The sequence below is a fragment of the Arthrobacter vasquezii genome (genome assembly GCF_029455255.1).
GTDB lineage: Bacteria > Actinomycetota > Actinomycetes > Actinomycetales > Micrococcaceae > Arthrobacter_D > Arthrobacter_D parietis.
In genome coordinates this window covers 72,489-87,804 of sequence record NZ_JAROKN010000004.1, presented here as the reverse complement: position 1 = coordinate 87,804, position 15,316 = coordinate 72,489, and the positions used below count along the sequence as shown (strand labels likewise).

Annotated in this window: 17 protein-coding genes; 12 read left to right on the top strand and 5 right to left on the bottom strand. The window is 62.5% G+C overall.

Going from position 1 to position 15,316, the window contains the following annotated elements:
• The first annotated feature begins 38 nt into the window (after positions 1-38).
• The 7 genes from P4U43_RS03260 to P4U43_RS03230 all read left to right on the top strand — a co-directional run bounded on the left by P4U43_RS03260 (position 39) and on the right by P4U43_RS03230 (position 6,572).
• Positions 39-1,010 carry an aldo/keto reductase gene (locus tag P4U43_RS03260; protein WP_277357417.1) on the top strand — a complete coding sequence of 324 codons (972 nt, stop codon included), beginning with the start codon at positions 39-41 and terminating at the stop codon, positions 1,008-1,010.
• A 7-nt stretch (positions 1,011-1,017) separates the two neighbouring features.
• Positions 1,018-2,001, top strand: coding sequence for an SDR family oxidoreductase (locus P4U43_RS03255; protein WP_404800691.1), 984 nt, complete (start codon positions 1,018-1,020; stop codon positions 1,999-2,001).
• Positions 2,002-2,097: 96 nt separating this feature from the next.
• Complete coding sequence (locus P4U43_RS03250; RefSeq protein WP_277357415.1) at positions 2,098-3,291, top strand: TerC family protein; 1,194 nt, start codon at positions 2,098-2,100, stop codon at positions 3,289-3,291.
• A 144-nt stretch (positions 3,292-3,435) separates the two neighbouring features.
• Entirely contained in the window at positions 3,436-4,422 is a 987-nt protein-coding gene (locus P4U43_RS03245; protein ID WP_277357414.1) for an ATP-grasp domain-containing protein, read from the top strand.
• 65 nt (positions 4,423-4,487) lie between these two features.
• The gene (locus tag P4U43_RS03240) at positions 4,488-4,907 is read left to right on the top strand and encodes a ChaB family protein (RefSeq protein ID WP_277357413.1); all 420 of its coding nucleotides are present in this window, start codon (positions 4,488-4,490) and stop codon (positions 4,905-4,907) included.
• Positions 4,908-5,026: 119 nt separating this feature from the next.
• Positions 5,027-6,085 carry an iron-siderophore ABC transporter substrate-binding protein gene (locus tag P4U43_RS03235; protein ID WP_277357412.1) on the top strand — a complete coding sequence of 353 codons (1,059 nt, stop codon included), beginning with the start codon at positions 5,027-5,029 and terminating at the stop codon, positions 6,083-6,085.
• Between the two features lie 181 nt (positions 6,086-6,266).
• On the top strand, positions 6,267-6,572 hold the full coding sequence (locus tag P4U43_RS03230) for a PRC-barrel domain-containing protein (protein WP_056544521.1): 306 nt from the start codon (positions 6,267-6,269) through the stop codon (positions 6,570-6,572).
• A 77-nt stretch (positions 6,573-6,649) separates the two neighbouring features.
• Here P4U43_RS03230 and P4U43_RS03225 read toward each other — a convergent pair whose 3' ends face one another.
• The 4 genes from P4U43_RS03225 to P4U43_RS03210 form a co-directional block, all read right to left on the bottom strand.
• The gene (locus P4U43_RS03225; protein ID WP_277357411.1) at positions 6,650-6,883 is read right to left on the bottom strand and encodes a DUF6480 family protein; all 234 of its coding nucleotides are present in this window, start codon (positions 6,881-6,883) and stop codon (positions 6,650-6,652) included.
• A complete protein-coding gene (locus P4U43_RS03220) occupies positions 6,880-7,152 on the bottom strand; it encodes a hypothetical protein (RefSeq protein ID WP_277357410.1) in 273 nt (90 codons plus the stop codon). Before P4U43_RS03220 ends, P4U43_RS03225 begins: the two co-directional genes overlap by 4 nt.
• A 100-nt stretch (positions 7,153-7,252) precedes the next feature.
• On the bottom strand, positions 7,253-8,638 hold the full coding sequence (locus P4U43_RS03215; RefSeq protein ID WP_277357409.1) for a dihydrolipoyl dehydrogenase family protein: 1,386 nt from the start codon (positions 8,636-8,638) through the stop codon (positions 7,253-7,255).
• Between the two features lie 42 nt (positions 8,639-8,680).
• Positions 8,681-9,994 (bottom strand): DUF2252 domain-containing protein, encoded by a 1,314-nt coding sequence (locus P4U43_RS03210; RefSeq protein ID WP_277357408.1) that lies wholly within the window; start codon positions 9,992-9,994, stop codon positions 8,681-8,683.
• A 53-nt stretch (positions 9,995-10,047) separates the two neighbouring features.
• Here P4U43_RS03210 and P4U43_RS03205 point away from each other — a divergent pair, with 53 nt between their 5' ends.
• The 4 genes from P4U43_RS03205 (at position 10,048) to P4U43_RS03190 (ending at position 13,054) form a co-directional block, all read left to right on the top strand.
• A complete protein-coding gene (locus P4U43_RS03205) occupies positions 10,048-10,878 on the top strand; it encodes a CPBP family glutamic-type intramembrane protease (protein WP_277357407.1) in 831 nt (276 codons plus the stop codon).
• A 90-nt stretch (positions 10,879-10,968) separates the two neighbouring features.
• The gene (locus P4U43_RS03200; protein ID WP_277357406.1) at positions 10,969-12,168 is read left to right on the top strand and encodes a mechanosensitive ion channel family protein; all 1,200 of its coding nucleotides are present in this window, start codon (positions 10,969-10,971) and stop codon (positions 12,166-12,168) included.
• Positions 12,169-12,233: 65 nt separating this feature from the next.
• Positions 12,234-12,611 carry a DUF7793 family protein gene (locus tag P4U43_RS03195; RefSeq protein ID WP_277357405.1) on the top strand — a complete coding sequence of 126 codons (378 nt, stop codon included), beginning with the start codon at positions 12,234-12,236 and terminating at the stop codon, positions 12,609-12,611.
• Positions 12,612-12,649: 38 nt separating this feature from the next.
• Positions 12,650-13,054 carry a DUF7793 family protein gene (locus tag P4U43_RS03190; RefSeq protein WP_277357404.1) on the top strand — a complete coding sequence of 135 codons (405 nt, stop codon included), beginning with the start codon at positions 12,650-12,652 and terminating at the stop codon, positions 13,052-13,054.
• A 6-nt stretch (positions 13,055-13,060) separates the two neighbouring features.
• Here P4U43_RS03190 and P4U43_RS03185 read toward each other — a convergent pair whose 3' ends face one another.
• Entirely contained in the window at positions 13,061-14,095 is a 1,035-nt protein-coding gene (locus P4U43_RS03185; protein ID WP_277357403.1) for an NAD-dependent epimerase/dehydratase family protein, read from the bottom strand.
• 120 nt (positions 14,096-14,215) lie between these two features.
• Between P4U43_RS03185 and P4U43_RS03180 the strand changes: the two genes are divergently transcribed.
• Positions 14,216-15,316: a YihY/virulence factor BrkB family protein gene (locus P4U43_RS03180; RefSeq protein ID WP_277357402.1), complete on the top strand. Its 1,101-nt coding sequence runs from the start codon at positions 14,216-14,218 to the stop codon at positions 15,314-15,316.

The following is a 15,316-nucleotide window of genomic DNA, read 5'->3' as shown; positions in this document are numbered from 1 at the left end:
GGATTCCCGCACGTTCATCCCGAGAGGAACTTTTCCTGATGCAGTACACCCACCTTGGCCGCTCCGGCCTGTCTGTTTCCCGCCTGTGCCTCGGCACCATGAACTTCGGGCCCAAGACCGAAGAAGCGGACTCACACTCCATCATGGATTCGGCCCATGCCTCCGGGATCAACTTCTTCGACACCGCCAACGTGTACGGGTGGGGCGTGAACAAGGGCCGCACCGAAGCGATTGTGGGGCGCTGGTTCGCAAAGGGTGGGGGACGCCGTGAGAAGACGGTGCTGGCCACGAAGCTCTACGGTGACATGGATGAGTGGCCCAACAACGGCAAACTGTCCGCACTGAATATCCGCCGCGCGCTCGACGCCAGCCTGAAGCGTCTCCAGACCGACTACATCGACCTCTACCAGTTCCACCACGTCGACCGGAACACGCCCTGGGACGAGATCTGGCAGGCCGTCGAGGTTGCCGTCCAGCAGGGCAAGATCCTGTACTCCGGCAGCAGCAACTTCGCCGGCTGGCACATTGCCCAGGCGCAGGGGGCCGCTGCTCGCCGCAACTACACGGGCCTCATCAGCGAACAGTCCATCTACAACCTGCTCACCCGCACCGTGGAGCTCGAAGTTCTCCCTGCCGCCCAGGAATACGGGCTTGGCATCATCCCCTGGTCGCCGCTGCATGGCGGGCTGCTGAGCGGTGTCATGAAGAAGGAGAATGAAGGCGTCCGCCGTCTCGAGGGCCGTGCCGCCGACACCCTTGAAAAGCACCGGGATCAGATTCAGCGCTACGAGGATCTGGCTGAGAAGCTCGGCCACTCGCCGGCGGACCTGGGCCTTGCCTGGCTCCTTGCGCAGCCTGCCGTCACGGCGCCGATCATCGGCCCACGAACCCAGGAACAGCTCGACGGCGGGCTGCGTGCGCTTGAGATAGAGCTCGACGACGACACCCTGTCCACGCTCGATGACATCTTCCCGGGCCACAAGACCGCGCCCGAGGATTACGCGTGGTGAGGTCCGCGTGAAGATTCTCTGTATCGGCGGGACCGGCGTCATCAGCACCGCCGTCGTCGACCGGGCGCTCGCGCAGGGCTACTCTGTCACCGTCCTGAACCGGGGAACCACCATCGAGCGCCCGGTGGCATCGCGAGCGGAAGTGCTGACCGCCGATATCCGGAAGCCGGACGAAGTCCGTGCCGCGCTCGGTAACCGCACGTTCGACGTCGTCGTCGACTTCGTGGCTTTCACCCCCGACCACATCGCTGCCGATATTGAACTGTTCACCGGGCGAACCGGCCAGTACGTGTTCATCAGTTCGGCATCCGCATACCAAAAACCGCCGGCAGCCCTTCCCATTCGTGAGTCCACTCCGCTGCGCAACCCGTTCTGGCAGTACTCGCGGGAGAAAATTGCCTGCGAGGACCTGCTGGTGGCTGAGTACCGGGAGCGCGGCTTCCCCGTCACCATCGTGCGGCCGTCACATACGTACGACCACACGAAGATCGCCATCGCAGGCGGCTGGACGGACATCGCACGGATGCGGGCGGGACGGCCGGTGTTGGTCCACGGTGACGGCACCTCTCTGTGGACGCTGACGCACAGCACTGACTTCGCGAAGGCATTTGTCGGGCTGCTTGGACTGCCGCAGGCGATCGGGGACAGCTTCACCATCACCTCTGACGAGTTTTTGACCTGGAACCGGATCTACCAGTTGTTCGCGGAGGCCGCGGGAGCGCCGGAACCGGAGCTGGTCCATGTCGCGTCCGAGACTATCGCCGCGCACCTTCCGGACCTCGGTTCCCAGCTGCTCGGCGACAAGTCACACTCTGTGATCTTTGACAACTCCAAGATCAAGGCATTAGTGCCGGACTTCATCTGCACAACCCCGTTCGCCCTCGGCGCGCGTGAGATTGTCGCCTGGTATGACGCCGATCCCAACCGTCAGCAGGTTGACTTCGAACTTGATGCAGCATTCGATCGCATCATTGCCGCAGCCCAGTCTTGACCGGTACAGGACTTTTACCGGTAGCTGAACTGCTTGCAGGGGTGCTGAACGTGGAACTACGGTGAAGTTACAGCCCACTGTCGAGGAGATATACGCATGGAAGTGCCCACACTTGTCTGGATTCTGACGATCGCAGGAATTGTGGGGCTGCTTCTCTTCGATTTCTTCTTCCACGTGCGCAAGGCGCACACCCCGTCCCTGAAGGAAGCCAGCGTCTGGTCCGCCATCTATGTGGGCATCGCGGTGCTGTTCGGCGTGGGAGTGCTGATCTTTGCCGGTCCCCAGTACGGCACGGAATATTTCGCCGGGTACATCACGGAGAAGGCACTCTCCGTGGACAACCTGTTTGTCTTCCTCATCATCATGACCACGTTCAAGGTGCCGCGGGCGGACCAGCAGAAGGTGCTCCTGTTCGGCATCGTCTTTTCGCTGATCGCACGGACCGGGTTCATTTTTCTCGGTGCCGCGCTGATCAACTCCTTTGCCTGGGTGTTCTACATCTTCGGCCTCATCCTGCTGATCACGGCCGGCAACATTCTCAAGCCGAAAAACGTGGAGGAGGAAGAAACTTTCATTGTCCGGATGGCGCGCAAGTTCCTGCCAGCCACGGAACATTACGACGGCGACAAACTCTTCACGGTTGAGAACGGCAAGAAGGTCCTTACCCCGATGCTGCTGGTGATGGTGGCCATCGGCGCTACGGACATCCTGTTTGCGCTTGATTCCATCCCCGCCATCTTCGGTCTGACGCAGAGCGTCTTCATCGTCTTCACCGCCACCGCTTTCTCCCTGATGGGGTTGCGCCAGTTGTACTTCCTTCTTGATGGGCTGTTGGACCGGTTGGTTTACCTCTCCTACGGCCTCGCCGCGATCCTCGGTCTCATCGGGGTGAAGCTGATGCTGCACGCGCTGCACGAGAACAACGTCCCGTTCATCAACGATGGCCAGCCGGTCAACGTGGTGGAAATTTCCACCGGGCTTTCCCTCAGCCTGATCCTCGGCATTTTGTTGGTGACGGTCATTGCTTCCCTGGTGAGCCCGAAGGGGAAGGCCAAGACCCTCATCTCCGGTGCCCGGCGCCACGCCATCGAGTACCTCGACCTCAACTACGAGACAGACATCAACGAGCGGGAGCGTATCTTCGAGAAGATGTGCGCCGAAGAGGCAATGCTCAAGAAGCAGCCGGAAAAGTACAAGCGCTATATCCGGAACGAGACCGAGTTCAAGGCACTCCTTACCCGTGCCCACGAGGAGCATGAAGCCGCACTCGAACGCGAGCCAACGCGCTAAAACGCGCACGCCCGAGCCAAAAGCGCCGGGGAGTGGCAGATTCGTGGGGACGTCCCCACGATCGTGCCACTCCCCGGCGCTTTTGGGGTCCAGGTGGGAGGCGCGAGGTGGAATAGCCCCTTCGAGAGAGAGGTTGCACCGAACATGACTACGTCGGAAGCTCCAAAGATCTACGCCCTGCACGAGAACCCCGAGTGGTTTCCTCCGTTTGCCCGTGCCTTCGAGCAGGAGGGGCTCCAGTTCGAGGAGTGGCTGCTGACCGACGGCGTGCTGGACCTCGACTCGACGCCCCCGGAAGGTATTTTCTGGTCGCGGATCAGCGCTTCAGCGCATACGCGGAACCATGATTTGTCCAAGGACTATGCGCGGGCAGTGCTGTCCTGGCTCGAAGCTCACGGCCGGCGGACCATCAATGGCAGGCGGGTCCTTGAGCTTGAGATGAGCAAGGTAGACCAGTTGACGGCGTTGAAAGCGGCGGGCATCGACACGCCCCGGACGGTCGCGGCCATTGGACGCGATCGAATCCTGGACGCGGCGGAGGGTTTCCAGGCCCCCTTCATCACCAAACACAATCAGGGCGGGAAGGGCCTGGGAGTCCGCAAATTCGAGAGCCACGCCGAACTGGCCGAGTATGTGGTGTCGGATGAATTCGAGGAGCCGCAGGACGGCATCACGCTGATCCAGGAATTCATCCAGGCAGCCGAACCGATCATCACGCGTGTGGAGATTGTGGGCGGCGAGTTCATCTACGCGATTCAGGCGGATACAGCCCGCGGCGGTTTCCAGCTCTGCCCGGCGGACGCCTGCGCCATCGATCCCGCCACGGGAAAGCCGATCATGCCACCGGGGGCCACCATTGAACCTGTTGCCGGCCAGCAGCTCTTCAGCCTCCGCCGTGACTTCGACCATCCGATCATAGAGAAGTACGTCGAATTTGCCCGACGGAACAACATCGAAGTGTGCGGAATCGAATTCATGGAAACCGCAGACGGGCGCGTACTGACCTATGACGTGAACACCAACACCAACTACAACGCACTGGTGGAGGCCGAAGCGCCGCGCTCAGCGCCAGATGCGCTCGCCAAGTACCTGGCGGAGGTAGCAGCCGGGCCGGCGCCGTCGTTCGTGTAAAAGCCGGCGCTCAGCGGTAGCCTCGAAAGTGCGAGCCCCACCCGCCATGGAAGGAGCGAAAAGCAATGCCGAAGGTAACGAAGTCAGGCAAGGTCAAGACAGACGAGCTGCCCAGCACTCTGCAGCGGTCGGACAAGTTGGCACAGGAAACCTATGCCCGGACGCTCGATTCCGCGGAGGAACAGTACGGTGACGGCGAACGGGCGCACCGCACTGCGTACAGCGCCCTGAAACACACCCATGAGAAGGTTGGCGACCACTGGGAGCAGAAGGACGCCAAGGGACCCTCCGATGAGCAGGCGGAAGGCGGTCGCGGAACGGCGAAGGAAACCGCCGGCGGGGTGAACGCCAATGCCACCAAGGAGCACCTCTACGAGGTTGCGAAAAAGCTTGAGATTCCCAAGCGCTCAACCATGACCAAGAAGGAACTGGTCGACGCCATCCAGAAGGCCAATGAGCGGGAGACCCGTAAAGCCCGGAACTAGGGGCCAGGCGCCTATTACGCAACACAAACATTTCGTAATAGCACCAAGCGTAGGCTAGCCTTACTTTCGTAACCATTCCGACGGTCCGTTCACGCCGTCTCGAAAGTCAAGGAGACCTCATGGCCCCCAACCGTGTGCGCGGTCTGATAGCCGCAGCAGCCATCGCGGTACTGTCCCTCTCCGCATGCTCAACCGGTCCGGCAGGCGGCGGCTCGGAAGCAGCCGGAGCCAATGAGGCCGGCTCTGCTGATGCCTTCCCCGTCACCATCGAGCACGCTTTTGGTGAGACCGTTCTCGAGGAAAAGCCTGAACGCGTTGCAACGGTGTCCTGGGTCAATGATGATATTGCGTTGGCGCTCGGCGTGGTGCCCGTTGGAATGCCGGTCAATGAGTACGGCGGAAACGAGCAGGGCTCCGTCCCGTGGAAGGACGCCAAGCTGGAAGAGCTCGGTGCTGCCATCGGCACCGAGAACGCGCCCGTCCAGTACTCCGAGGCTGATGGAATTGCGTTCGACGAGATCGCTGCCACCAACCCCGATGTCATCCTCGCGGCCTATTCCGGTCTCACCGAAGAGGATTACAACACCCTGAGCGAGATTGCCCCCGTTGTTGCCTACCCCGAGGTTGCCTACGGCACCGCGTGGCAGGATTCCACCGCAATGATCGGTAAGGCGCTTGGCCTGACTGAAGAGGCTGAACAGCTGGTCAGCGAGACCGAAGACAAGATCGCCGAGGCCGCGGCCGAGTACCCAGCCATCGCCGGCAAGACGTTCATCTTCGGCAATCTGGAGCCGGCCAACTCCGAGGGCGTGAATATCTACACGGCCAGCGACAACCGCCCCCGTTTCCTCACCCAGATTGGAATGGAGATGGCCAGCGTCGTTGAAGAGAACGCCACCGGAGAGGAATTCTTCATTCCCTGGTCAGCCGAGCGTGCCGATGAGCTTGAGTCCGACATCTTCGTGACCTGGGTTCCGGACGAGGCCACCAAGGAAGCAATCTTCGCAGACCCGCTGCTGAGCCAGATTCCGGCTGTGGAGTCAGGCGCGCTCGTCGCGGATGCCGACAACACCCTCACCCTGTCCATCTCCGCCGCCAGCCCACTGTCCCTGGTCTGGGCGCTGGACAAGTGGCTTCCGATGATCAACGAAGCAGCAGAAGCCGCCGAAGCAGCCTAACGCTCAAGGCAACACCAGTAGGGCAGGCAACACCAGTACGACGCCGGCACGCGCCGGCGGAAGGGCGTTCCACTTCGGTGGGGCGCCCTTTCCGTAGGTCCAGCGAGAGCTCCATCGTTGCCTTTCTGAGCCTCATGCACTGGAATGGTCAGGGTACTTCTCATCGAAGCTCGGAGGCATCATGGACAACCTGGAACTGGAAGAACTGCAGGCCGCCACGGCATGGGATGCCAGCGGAGAAAAACTCGGGAACGTCACCCAGGTGCATCTCGACGGGCTCTCGAACGAGCCGGCCTGGGTGACTGTTGGTCTCGGTCTTTTGAACACGCGGGAGCACTTCGTGCCGCTCGCAGGCGCCCGGATTGATGGCGAGAACCTTTATGTCGCGGTGTCCAAGGATGCCATCAAGGATTCACCGGATTTCACGGTAGAGGAAGGCCTGACCGCTGACCAGGAGGCTTCCCTGCGGGACTACTACCGGGTCTGAGATTGCAACAGTGAAGCGGCCGTCCCCCATGGGTTTCGGCCGCTTCGCTGTGGAATAGAGCGCCTGACCGAACAGGCCTAGTCGAACAGCCCGACGATATAACCGACAAAGAACAGCAGGCCGAGCAAAACGAAGATACCGATCAGCACCAGCCAGATGCGGGACGCGGCCTTCCCGGGTGCACCTTCCTCGTGACCCTGCGGCCCACCGGTGCTCGCCTCTGCCGGAGGAGTCTCACCCGGCGGAACGCCGCCGCCCGGCTCCAGTCCGGTGACCTTGTCTTTCTCCGGATCCGGATTCTGGCTGCTCATCCGAGCTCCTGCCCGGGCTGTTCCGGCGATGCGGATGATGCCGACGCCCTTGGGGTCCAGGACATCGTGATGTTTGCACCCTCCTCGGTTTCACTGAGGTACAGGTGCAGGTCTTCCCCGTAGAGGTTCTCGTCTTCTACGACATCCCCGGCCTCGTGGGCCAACTCCACCAGACGGCTGATTGCCACGGCCATGGCCCGGCCCCAGTCCTGTGGGTGCTTGCTGTCCGACTCCTCGGTAACTGAAAACTTCTTCTCCGCGCTGCCCATGGCTACTCCTGACTGCCCTCGTGACGATGCTGCGGCTTTCTGCCGGTGCCCGTTGATAAGCAAGCTTTGTAGTGATGCTCGTCCCACAGTAGCAGTCGGGTCACCAGGAGTCTTTCCCTGCTCCCCGCACCGCCTTGCGTGCAGCGTGGCCAATGATTGAGCTGTAGGTAGGGTAGGCGAACTTCACGCGGGCCAGCGTGGCGACGTCAGTACCGGCCGCCATTGCGGATGCAACGGCCTGAATGACCTCTACCGCATTCTCGCCCACCGCGTGCGCACCAAGGATCAGCTCGCGGTGCCTGTCGGTGACCAGTTTCAGAAACCCCTGCTCCCGGTCATCAATGATGGGACGCTCCACGGAGCCATAGGGAACAACGACGACGGCGCACTGGGCGTCCCGCTCCCTGGCCATCGCCTCGGTGAGTCCCACCCCCGCGTAATCCGGATCCGTGAAACCTCCCTCAGGGAGCAGATGGTGCGGTGTGGTGCGGTGTGCGCCCAGGACCGCGTTCTCCGCAGCTGTTTCACCCTCGAAGACTGCCGCCTGCACCAGCATGGAGGTTCCGTTAGCGTCACCGGCAACAAAGACGTGCGGCACATTTGACCGAAGGTAGTTGTCCACCGGTATGGCTCCCCGGGCGGTGGCGACGCCCGCAGCCTCCAGCCCGAGACCAGAGATGTTCGCGGGCCAGCCGGCTGCCATGATGACCGCTCCCACGCGTGCTGACTGTGCGCCGCCGGTTCCCTGCCAGCGGATTTCCAGGGCGCCGTCGTCATGCTTTTTGATGCCGTCCACACCGCCGATGCCGACATCCACGGTCACGCCGCGGGAACGGAAGCCGTCCGTGACGGCGGTGGAGACGTCGTGGTCCTCGGTGGTGAGGATGCGCGGCGCAAGGTCCAGCAGGGTGACCCTTGAGCCGAGGGCATCAAAGATGGTGGCCAATTGCGCGCCGGTATGACCGCCGCCGATGATCGCGACTGAGTCCGGCAGTTCGGGGAGGTCGAGGACATCGGAGGGAAGCACCGCGTGCTCAGTCCCCGGGATGGGAAGCCGTCGTGCACTTCCGCCCACGCACAGGATGACAGAGGCGGCGCTGACCGGGCGCCCGTCAATCGACACCTCATGCGGTGAGGTGAAGGACGCCTCACCCTTCAGCAGCGTGATGTCCAGCTGCTGCATGGCCTCGCCGTAGCCCTTGGCATCCAGAACGCGGTCCACGGTGGTTCGGACCCGGCGAATCAGTTGCTGCCAGTCCACGGCGGGCTCATGCACCACAATCCCGTAGTCCCGCGCAGTGCGTACTTCCCGGTACAGGCGGGCGGTTTTCGCGAGCACCCGCGTGGGCACGCAGCCCGAGTTCACGCAGGTTCCGCCCAGCCGCGCACGCTCGACGACGGCGGTACGTGCTCCCAGCTCTGCCGCCCGTGTTGCTGCCGCCATGCCCGCGGGGCCGGCCCCGATCACCAGTACATCGAAATCCATAACGACCTCTTCCTGACCGCAACTTTTCGCGCAGACAATCCCTCAGGTGGACGGAACGCCCGGAATGCGGTTTTCCCGGAACGCATCGACGAAGAGCGCGTGATCATCACGGACCGTCCGCGCATAGTCGAGGGAGAACGTCAGGATGTCCTCGATAAACTCCTCCCGGCGCCCCTCGATTACCTGCATGATCGCCCGTTCCGTCTGGAAGTCCACCAGGTCCTGGTCGCTGTCCTCGTCCGAGGCACAGTGCACCTTGGCGGTGGCCCTGCCCAAATCCACGAGCACTGGTTCAATCTCGTCAGGCTCGGTGAGGTTATCCCAACGCAGGTCCGCCTTGTAGGGGGAGAGCTCATCAACCACAAACCCGACGCCGTCCACGGTGGTATAGCCGAGGAACGTGTCGGTGTGGACCTGTAGGGCCCGCTGGCTGATGACAGTGCGGTGGCCGTCATGCTCGAAGTACGAGCGCACCCGATCATCCGTGACGATGCGGCTGGGCGCGGCCTTGTTTCCCTGTTTCATCGAGATGATGATGTCGTTTTCCAAGGCCTCGTTGAAACCCTCGATGAGTACGTTGTACGCAGGCAAACCTGCGCTGCCGATGCCGAAACCCGAGCTGCCGACGATGTCCTTGACGTTGTAGAAGATTTCCCTGTGGGACCGCTTGTCTTCGGGAATGGTGCTGAGGTATTCCTCGAACGCCTTCGCCACCATGGCGTGCTCCGCTTCCTCGAGCCTGCGGGTCTTGCGGTTGTTCTGGAAGTGGCGCTCGTGGTCTTCCACGAAGGTCATCGCGTCGAGCAGATCGGTGCGCCGCGAAGCGCGCGCCGTAAGCAGCACAGAGTGAATGGTGCCCGAGGTGTTGCCGAGGTGAAGCGCGAAATCGTCCTGCCCGGCGTCGTCGTAATGTTTCACCTGGTCGAGGTAGGCGGAAAGGTACGTGCGGGCCAGGGAGCGCACGGCTTCCTCCGGAAGCGCCTTCTGCCAGCACATCAGCGCCAGCGAGGTTGTGAACCGGCGCAGGTCCCAGGAGAAGTGACCGAGGTAGGCCTCGTCGAAGTCGTTGATGTCGAAGGTGAGCTGGCCCGTACTGCTCATGTAGGTGCCGAAGTTCTCCGCGTGAAGGTCCCCGTGAATCCAGATTCGGCTGGTGTTGTCATCAGCCCACTCATCCGTCATCTCGCGCATGTCCGCGTAAAACAGGCAGGCGCTGCCGCGGTAGAACGCGAACGGATCAGCCGCCATCTTGCGGAACTTGGTCCGGAAGCCGTGCGGGTCCGCTTCCATCAACGGTTTGAACGCCTCGACCAGGGTGTCGGCGATGAGCGATTCGCGTTCGCTGTTCTCTACCATTTCGACAGTCTAGGGGTGCGCCCTGACAGCGGGGCAAGGCGTAAGCTCAAACCATGATCACCACGGCGAGCCTTGACGCGCGCCCCCGGGTACTTCCTGTCGTCGCAGCCGCGCTCGTATCCGCATCCGGCTTCCTCATCTTCGCGCTCGAGCAGAGGATTCCCGGCTATCTGATACTTGCTGCAGCGCTGGCAACTGCCTACTTCAGCGGCAAAGCACAGCATGGCAAGAGCCTTTTCAGGGATCTGCTGCTGCTGGCCATCGGTCTCGTCATCATCAGCGCAGTCCCCATCACCACCGACATCAGCTTCAGCCACATGGCCGTCATGGGTACGGCCATGATCCTGGCCGTCGCGGTGCCCTACCTGCTGTCCCGCTTCGTGTTCAAAGACCACGCCATCCGCTTCCCGGTCCTGACGGGCCAAAAATGGAACCGGACGGAACGCTGGTACCTGCTTGCCGTCGTCGTTATCGGGTATGTGCTCCTGCCGGTCTATATGATCCCAACCGGTGTCTACGAGAACTGGCCTGCGGCCTCGGATCCCGGAACAATAGCGCGGTTATTCCTGGGGACCAACGTCCTGGGGATCTGGGATGAACTGTTCTTCATCTGCACCGCGTTCACGCTGCTGCGCCGTCATCTTCCCGACTGGCAGGCCAACCTCCTGCAGGCGGTCCTGTTCACCTCGTTCCTGTGGGAGTTGGGCTTCCACTCGTGGGGCCCGTTCCTCATCTATCCGTTCGCCCTCATTCAGGCGTGGATCTTCTCGAAGACGAAGTCGCTGAGCTACATCGTGAGCGTGCACCTGCTGTTCGATTTCGTGCTCTTCCTCGTACTGCTGCACGCGCACAACCGGGAGTGGTTTGCGATCTTCCTCTACTAGGTACCGACCAGTCCTCAACAGCCCGTCCGGTCCTCAACAGGTGGAAGCGGGATTGGACTGACCCCCGGGGACATCTGAGACGGTAGGGGAATGGATTTTCTCGAGGTGCTCACCCCATTCCTGGCCGTGGCGGGCGCGGTACTTGCCGCCGTCGTACTGGGGTGGATCCTGCGCCGGGTGGCAACACGTTCCTTGCGGAAAGTGCCGCAGATTCAGGAGGTCACCCGGAAATCGCGTGCTCCCCTGCAGGCTGTACTCGCGGTTCTCGGCGTCCGCATAGCCCTCGGCGCCACCGCCCGGGACACCGCCTGGTACCCGCCCGTGGACTACGCGCTGGTGCTGGCGCTCATCGTGTCCCTCGCGTGGCTGCTGGTCACGGTGCTTTCGATTGTTGAGACGGTGGTGTTGCGCCACTACGAGAATTCCAGCCGCGATAACCGGCGTGCCCGGCGGCTCAAGACGCAGATCATGCTCGCCCGGCGGGTTGCAGTTGCCGTCATCATCACCCTCACGCTCGCCACCGTGCTCCTGACCATCGACGAGGTCCGCGCGCTGGGAGCCGGAATTCTGGCCTCTGCCGGTCTCATCTCGATCGTCGCAGGGCTCGCCGTCCAGAGCTCCCTGAGCAACGTGTTCGCCGGAGTGCAGTTGGCCTTCACGGACGCGATCCGCGTGGAGGATGTGGTTCTTGTGGAAGGCGAGATGGGGACAATCGAGGAGATCACCATGACCTACGTGGTGGTCCAGTCCTGGGATGAACGCCGCCTCATTCTTCCCTCCACCTATTTCACCTCCACACCGTTCGAGAACTGGACGCGCCGGCGCTCCGAGCTGCTGGGAACAGTTGAGCTGGACCTCGACTGGCGCGTGCCGATCGAGAATATGCGTGTCCGGTTGCGCGAGATCCTCGACGCATCCGAGCTGTGGGACAACCGCACCGGCACCCTTCAGATCACCAAGGCCACGGACGGCATGGTCCGCGCCCGGATCCTGGTGAGCGCGGCAGACAGCGGAGCTTTGTGGGACCTGCAGTGCCTGGTCCGTGAGCAGATGGTCGGCTTCCTCCAGAGCCGGTTCCCCGACGCGCTGCCGCGCCAGCGCTGGGAGGCGGTGTCGCCGTCGTCATCGGCTGCGCCAACCAGCAACCGCGCAACCAACGACGACGCAGGCAAGCACCCCAGCGACGGCCGCCTCTTCACCGGCTCCCCGGAGGCAGAGAAGAGACGAGCGGACTTCAGCGGACCGGGCGAGGATGTGCTCGACGAGCGGGAGGCACGCACAGGATCCTGACGCAGCCGTGTGAGGTGGGATACATTTGCCTCCGGAGCAGCTGAGCGCGGGAGGGGTTGAACGGAGTGGAGTCTGGCCGCCGTTTCGCCCTTGCCCTCGAGAACGGCTGTGTCCGCGTGGAGTGGAACGAGGGCATCACGGTCACCGAGCAGGATGCACTGGATCTGGTTCAGCGGCTGGAGGAAGTGAACCCGGGGCGCTGCGATCCGATGCTAGCGATCCTGAACTCAATGGTTTCGGTGGAGGCCGCAGGGCAGACTGTCTTTGCTGAGCACCTGAACGTGGCTGCGCTGGCACTGGTTGGACCAACAGCGGTAGACCGGCTGATTGCCGCGTTCTTCGACGGCGTTCACCGTCCGCGATACCCCACGCGTTATTTCTCTGACCCGGAAGCCGCGCTTGACTGGCTGCTGACACCGGGACACTACACATCTGAAATGTAAATGCTGGGGGACAGTGAATGCTGGGGGACAACCGAATCATGGCACCGATTTCCAACGACAATCTGCGCGACGCCGGCCTGCGCTTCGAGCTGACGGACGAGGGCGCGTTCCTTCGGCTGTGCTGGAACCCCGGAATAGTCATGGAACTGCGGGACGTGCAGGCGAGCGTGACGGCCGTGGAGGCAGTCTCGCCCTCCTGCAGGCGTCCGCTGCTTGTGCACATTGACCTCGTCGACGGGATAAGCGCGCCGGCCCGGAACCTCCTGCTGGAGGAAACGTGCTCCAGCCGTACGGCGGTCCTCGGAACGGATGAGGTGGCGCGTGTGATGACCGCTTTCAACTATCGCGCTGCCACGCCCAGCCAGTACTTCACCGATGAGGCGGAGGCGATCGAGTGGCTCACCTCCGAGGGTGAGGACGGCTTCGGCGCTGGCAGAGGATAAGGCCCGTCAGCCACCGGGACGCAGGCTGGGGGAGCCGTGCACTCCCACGCCACCTGCCAGACCGTCAATCACCTCGCGCATCGCCGCAACCGAGGACCGCGAAGGCTCCCAGCCGAGCAGCGTGCGCGCCCGGTCAGTGTTCATGACCGGAGCCTGCGAGGCCATGTCGATCCACCCGGGATCAGTCGCCTGGATGTGCAGCGCCCAGGACGCCGCCACCACCGCACGCAGCACGGGGACCGGCAGATCGAACACGCGCTTCGCGCCCAGCAGGCCGCCCAGCAGACGCGGCGTCAGGATAGGATCCGCAGCAATGTTGAAGGGCCCCGAAGCCCGCTGGTCAACAATCCGCCAGTAGGCGTCGGCCATATCCGCCGCGTGCACCGCCTGGAACACAAGCTCCGAGGGAATCGGCAACACCGGCAGGCTCAGCTTGTTGAGTATGGCTTTCGGGATGAGCGGCCCCAGGAAGTACCGCCCGATTTCCTCGCCGGCGTCGGCCTGGAAAATGAGGCCGGGACGCACCCTCGCCACAGGAATCTCCGGAAAGTCCCGTTCGAACGCGTCCAGCAGGGCCTCCTGCTCGGCCTTGTGCCGGCTGTAGTGGGACGTTGCGATACCGCCGGTGGGCCAATCTTCAGTCACCACCTGATCCTTGCGCGCAGGGCTGTACGCCCCCACCGAGGATGCGCAGACGAAGTGCCGTACGCCGGCATCCGCGGCTGCATGCAGCGCGTTTTCCGTGCCGGTCACATTGGTGCGGTGCATCGCCTCCTCATCCCGGTTGGGCTGGATGGCCCAGGCAAGATGTACGACGGCGTCAGTCCCCTTCAGCGCGTCGATAAGCCTTGCGCGCCCGGCGTCAGTGCCGACGTCGGCCGTGTGCCACTCGACGCCGCCGTAGGGCGCATGGTCCTGCGAAGGCTTCCTCCGGGAGATGCCAACCAGCTCAATGTCCGGGTTTTCCAGCCGGGCCTGCTGAAGGCGGCGGAGGAGCGCCGTCCCTACGTTGCCGGTTGCCCCGATAACAGCGATGCGCATGTGGAACCCTTCAATCGATGTGCGGCCTGAAACCCACACTAAAGGGTCGACCACTTATTGCAATAGTAAGTATCCTTATGGTTCGGTTGGTGTAGGCAATTCTGAACCGGAGGTAGAAACGTGACCACTAAAGATCCCGCGAAAGCGGATTCGGCGGAGGAAGCCACGCAAGCCAAGGCAGCCTCGAGCCCCCACCCTGATGACTCGCGAAAACCGGACGCACCGACTGACCTTGCCAAGCCGGCCTGGGGTTACGTTTTCAAACGGACCGTCAGCGAGTTCGGCAAGGACCAGTGCACGGACCTAGCCGCTGCACTGACGTATTACGCAGTCCTGGCGATCTTCCCGGCATTGCTGGCGCTGGTTTCCATTCTTGGGTTCTTCGGACAGGCCGGCACCACCACGGACACCGTGCTCAACATTCTCGGGAACGTCTCGTCGCAGGCCGAAACCACGCTTGAACCCGTCATTACGCAGTTGGCCTCGTCGGAGACCGCGGGCCTGACGTTCGTCATCGGCCTTCTTGGCGCCCTGTGGTCGGCTTCGGGATTTGTCAACGCATTCTCGCGGGCAATGAACCGGGTCTACGAGGTTGAGGAAGGGCGCCCGTTCTGGAAGCTGCGTCCGGTCATGCTGCTGATCACCGTCGTCGTACTGCTGCTGGTGGTCCTGATGGCGCTGCTGCTGATCCTCTCCGGGCCGGTGGCCGAAGCAATCGGCGGCGCAATCGGTCTCGGCTCAACAGCCCTGACTATCTGGAACATCGCCAAGTGGCCGGTCATGGTGTTTTTCGCAGTGCTGATGATCGCGGTGCTGTACTACGCGACGCCAAACTTGCAGCAGCCCAAATTCAAATGGGTGAGTATCGGGTCACTCATCGCGCTTCTGGTGCTTGCTCTCACAACGCTGGCTTTCTCTTTCTACGTGTCCAACTTCGGCAGCTATCAGGAGACTTACGGCGCCATTGCCGGCGTCATCATCTTCCTGCTGTGGCTGTGGTTGGCGAACCTCTCCTTGCTCTTCGGAGCGGAGTTCGATGCCGAACTGGAGCGCGGCCGCGAACTGCAGGCGGGAATCGAGGCAGAAGAAACAGTGCAACTTCCTCCACGGGACACCAAGGCCGCAGAGAAGAAGCGCGACAAGCAGATCGAACTGGTAGACAAGGGTCGCGAACTGCGCCAGAAGTACGGACGCGATCGCGATGCCCGGACAAGGAGCTAG

Excerpts from the sequence above, each read along its gene's own strand:
- P4U43_RS03260 (WP_277357417.1), top strand. The coding sequence starts at position 39 with ATGCAGTACACCCACCTTGGCCGCTCCGGCCTGTCTGTTTCCCGCCTG.
- P4U43_RS03250 (WP_277357415.1), top strand. The coding sequence starts at position 2,098 with ATGGAAGTGCCCACACTTGTCTGGATTCTGACGATCGCAGGAATTGTG.
- P4U43_RS03245 (WP_277357414.1), top strand. The coding sequence starts at position 3,436 with ATGACTACGTCGGAAGCTCCAAAGATCTACGCCCTGCACGAGAACCCC.
- P4U43_RS03240 (WP_277357413.1), top strand. The coding sequence starts at position 4,488 with ATGCCGAAGGTAACGAAGTCAGGCAAGGTCAAGACAGACGAGCTGCCC.
- P4U43_RS03235 (WP_277357412.1), top strand. The coding sequence starts at position 5,027 with ATGGCCCCCAACCGTGTGCGCGGTCTGATAGCCGCAGCAGCCATCGCG.
- P4U43_RS03230 (WP_056544521.1), top strand. The coding sequence starts at position 6,267 with ATGGACAACCTGGAACTGGAAGAACTGCAGGCCGCCACGGCATGGGAT.
- P4U43_RS03225 (WP_277357411.1), bottom strand. The coding sequence starts at position 6,883 with ATGAGCAGCCAGAATCCGGATCCGGAGAAAGACAAGGTCACCGGACTG.
- P4U43_RS03220 (WP_277357410.1), bottom strand. The coding sequence starts at position 7,152 with ATGGGCAGCGCGGAGAAGAAGTTTTCAGTTACCGAGGAGTCGGACAGC.
- P4U43_RS03215 (WP_277357409.1), bottom strand. The coding sequence starts at position 8,638 with ATGGATTTCGATGTACTGGTGATCGGGGCCGGCCCCGCGGGCATGGCG.
- P4U43_RS03210 (WP_277357408.1), bottom strand. The coding sequence starts at position 9,994 with ATGGTAGAGAACAGCGAACGCGAATCGCTCATCGCCGACACCCTGGTC.
- P4U43_RS03205 (WP_277357407.1), top strand. The coding sequence starts at position 10,048 with ATGATCACCACGGCGAGCCTTGACGCGCGCCCCCGGGTACTTCCTGTC.
- P4U43_RS03200 (WP_277357406.1), top strand. The coding sequence starts at position 10,969 with ATGGATTTTCTCGAGGTGCTCACCCCATTCCTGGCCGTGGCGGGCGCG.
- P4U43_RS03190 (WP_277357404.1), top strand. The coding sequence starts at position 12,650 with ATGGCACCGATTTCCAACGACAATCTGCGCGACGCCGGCCTGCGCTTC.
- P4U43_RS03185 (WP_277357403.1), bottom strand. The coding sequence starts at position 14,095 with ATGCGCATCGCTGTTATCGGGGCAACCGGCAACGTAGGGACGGCGCTC.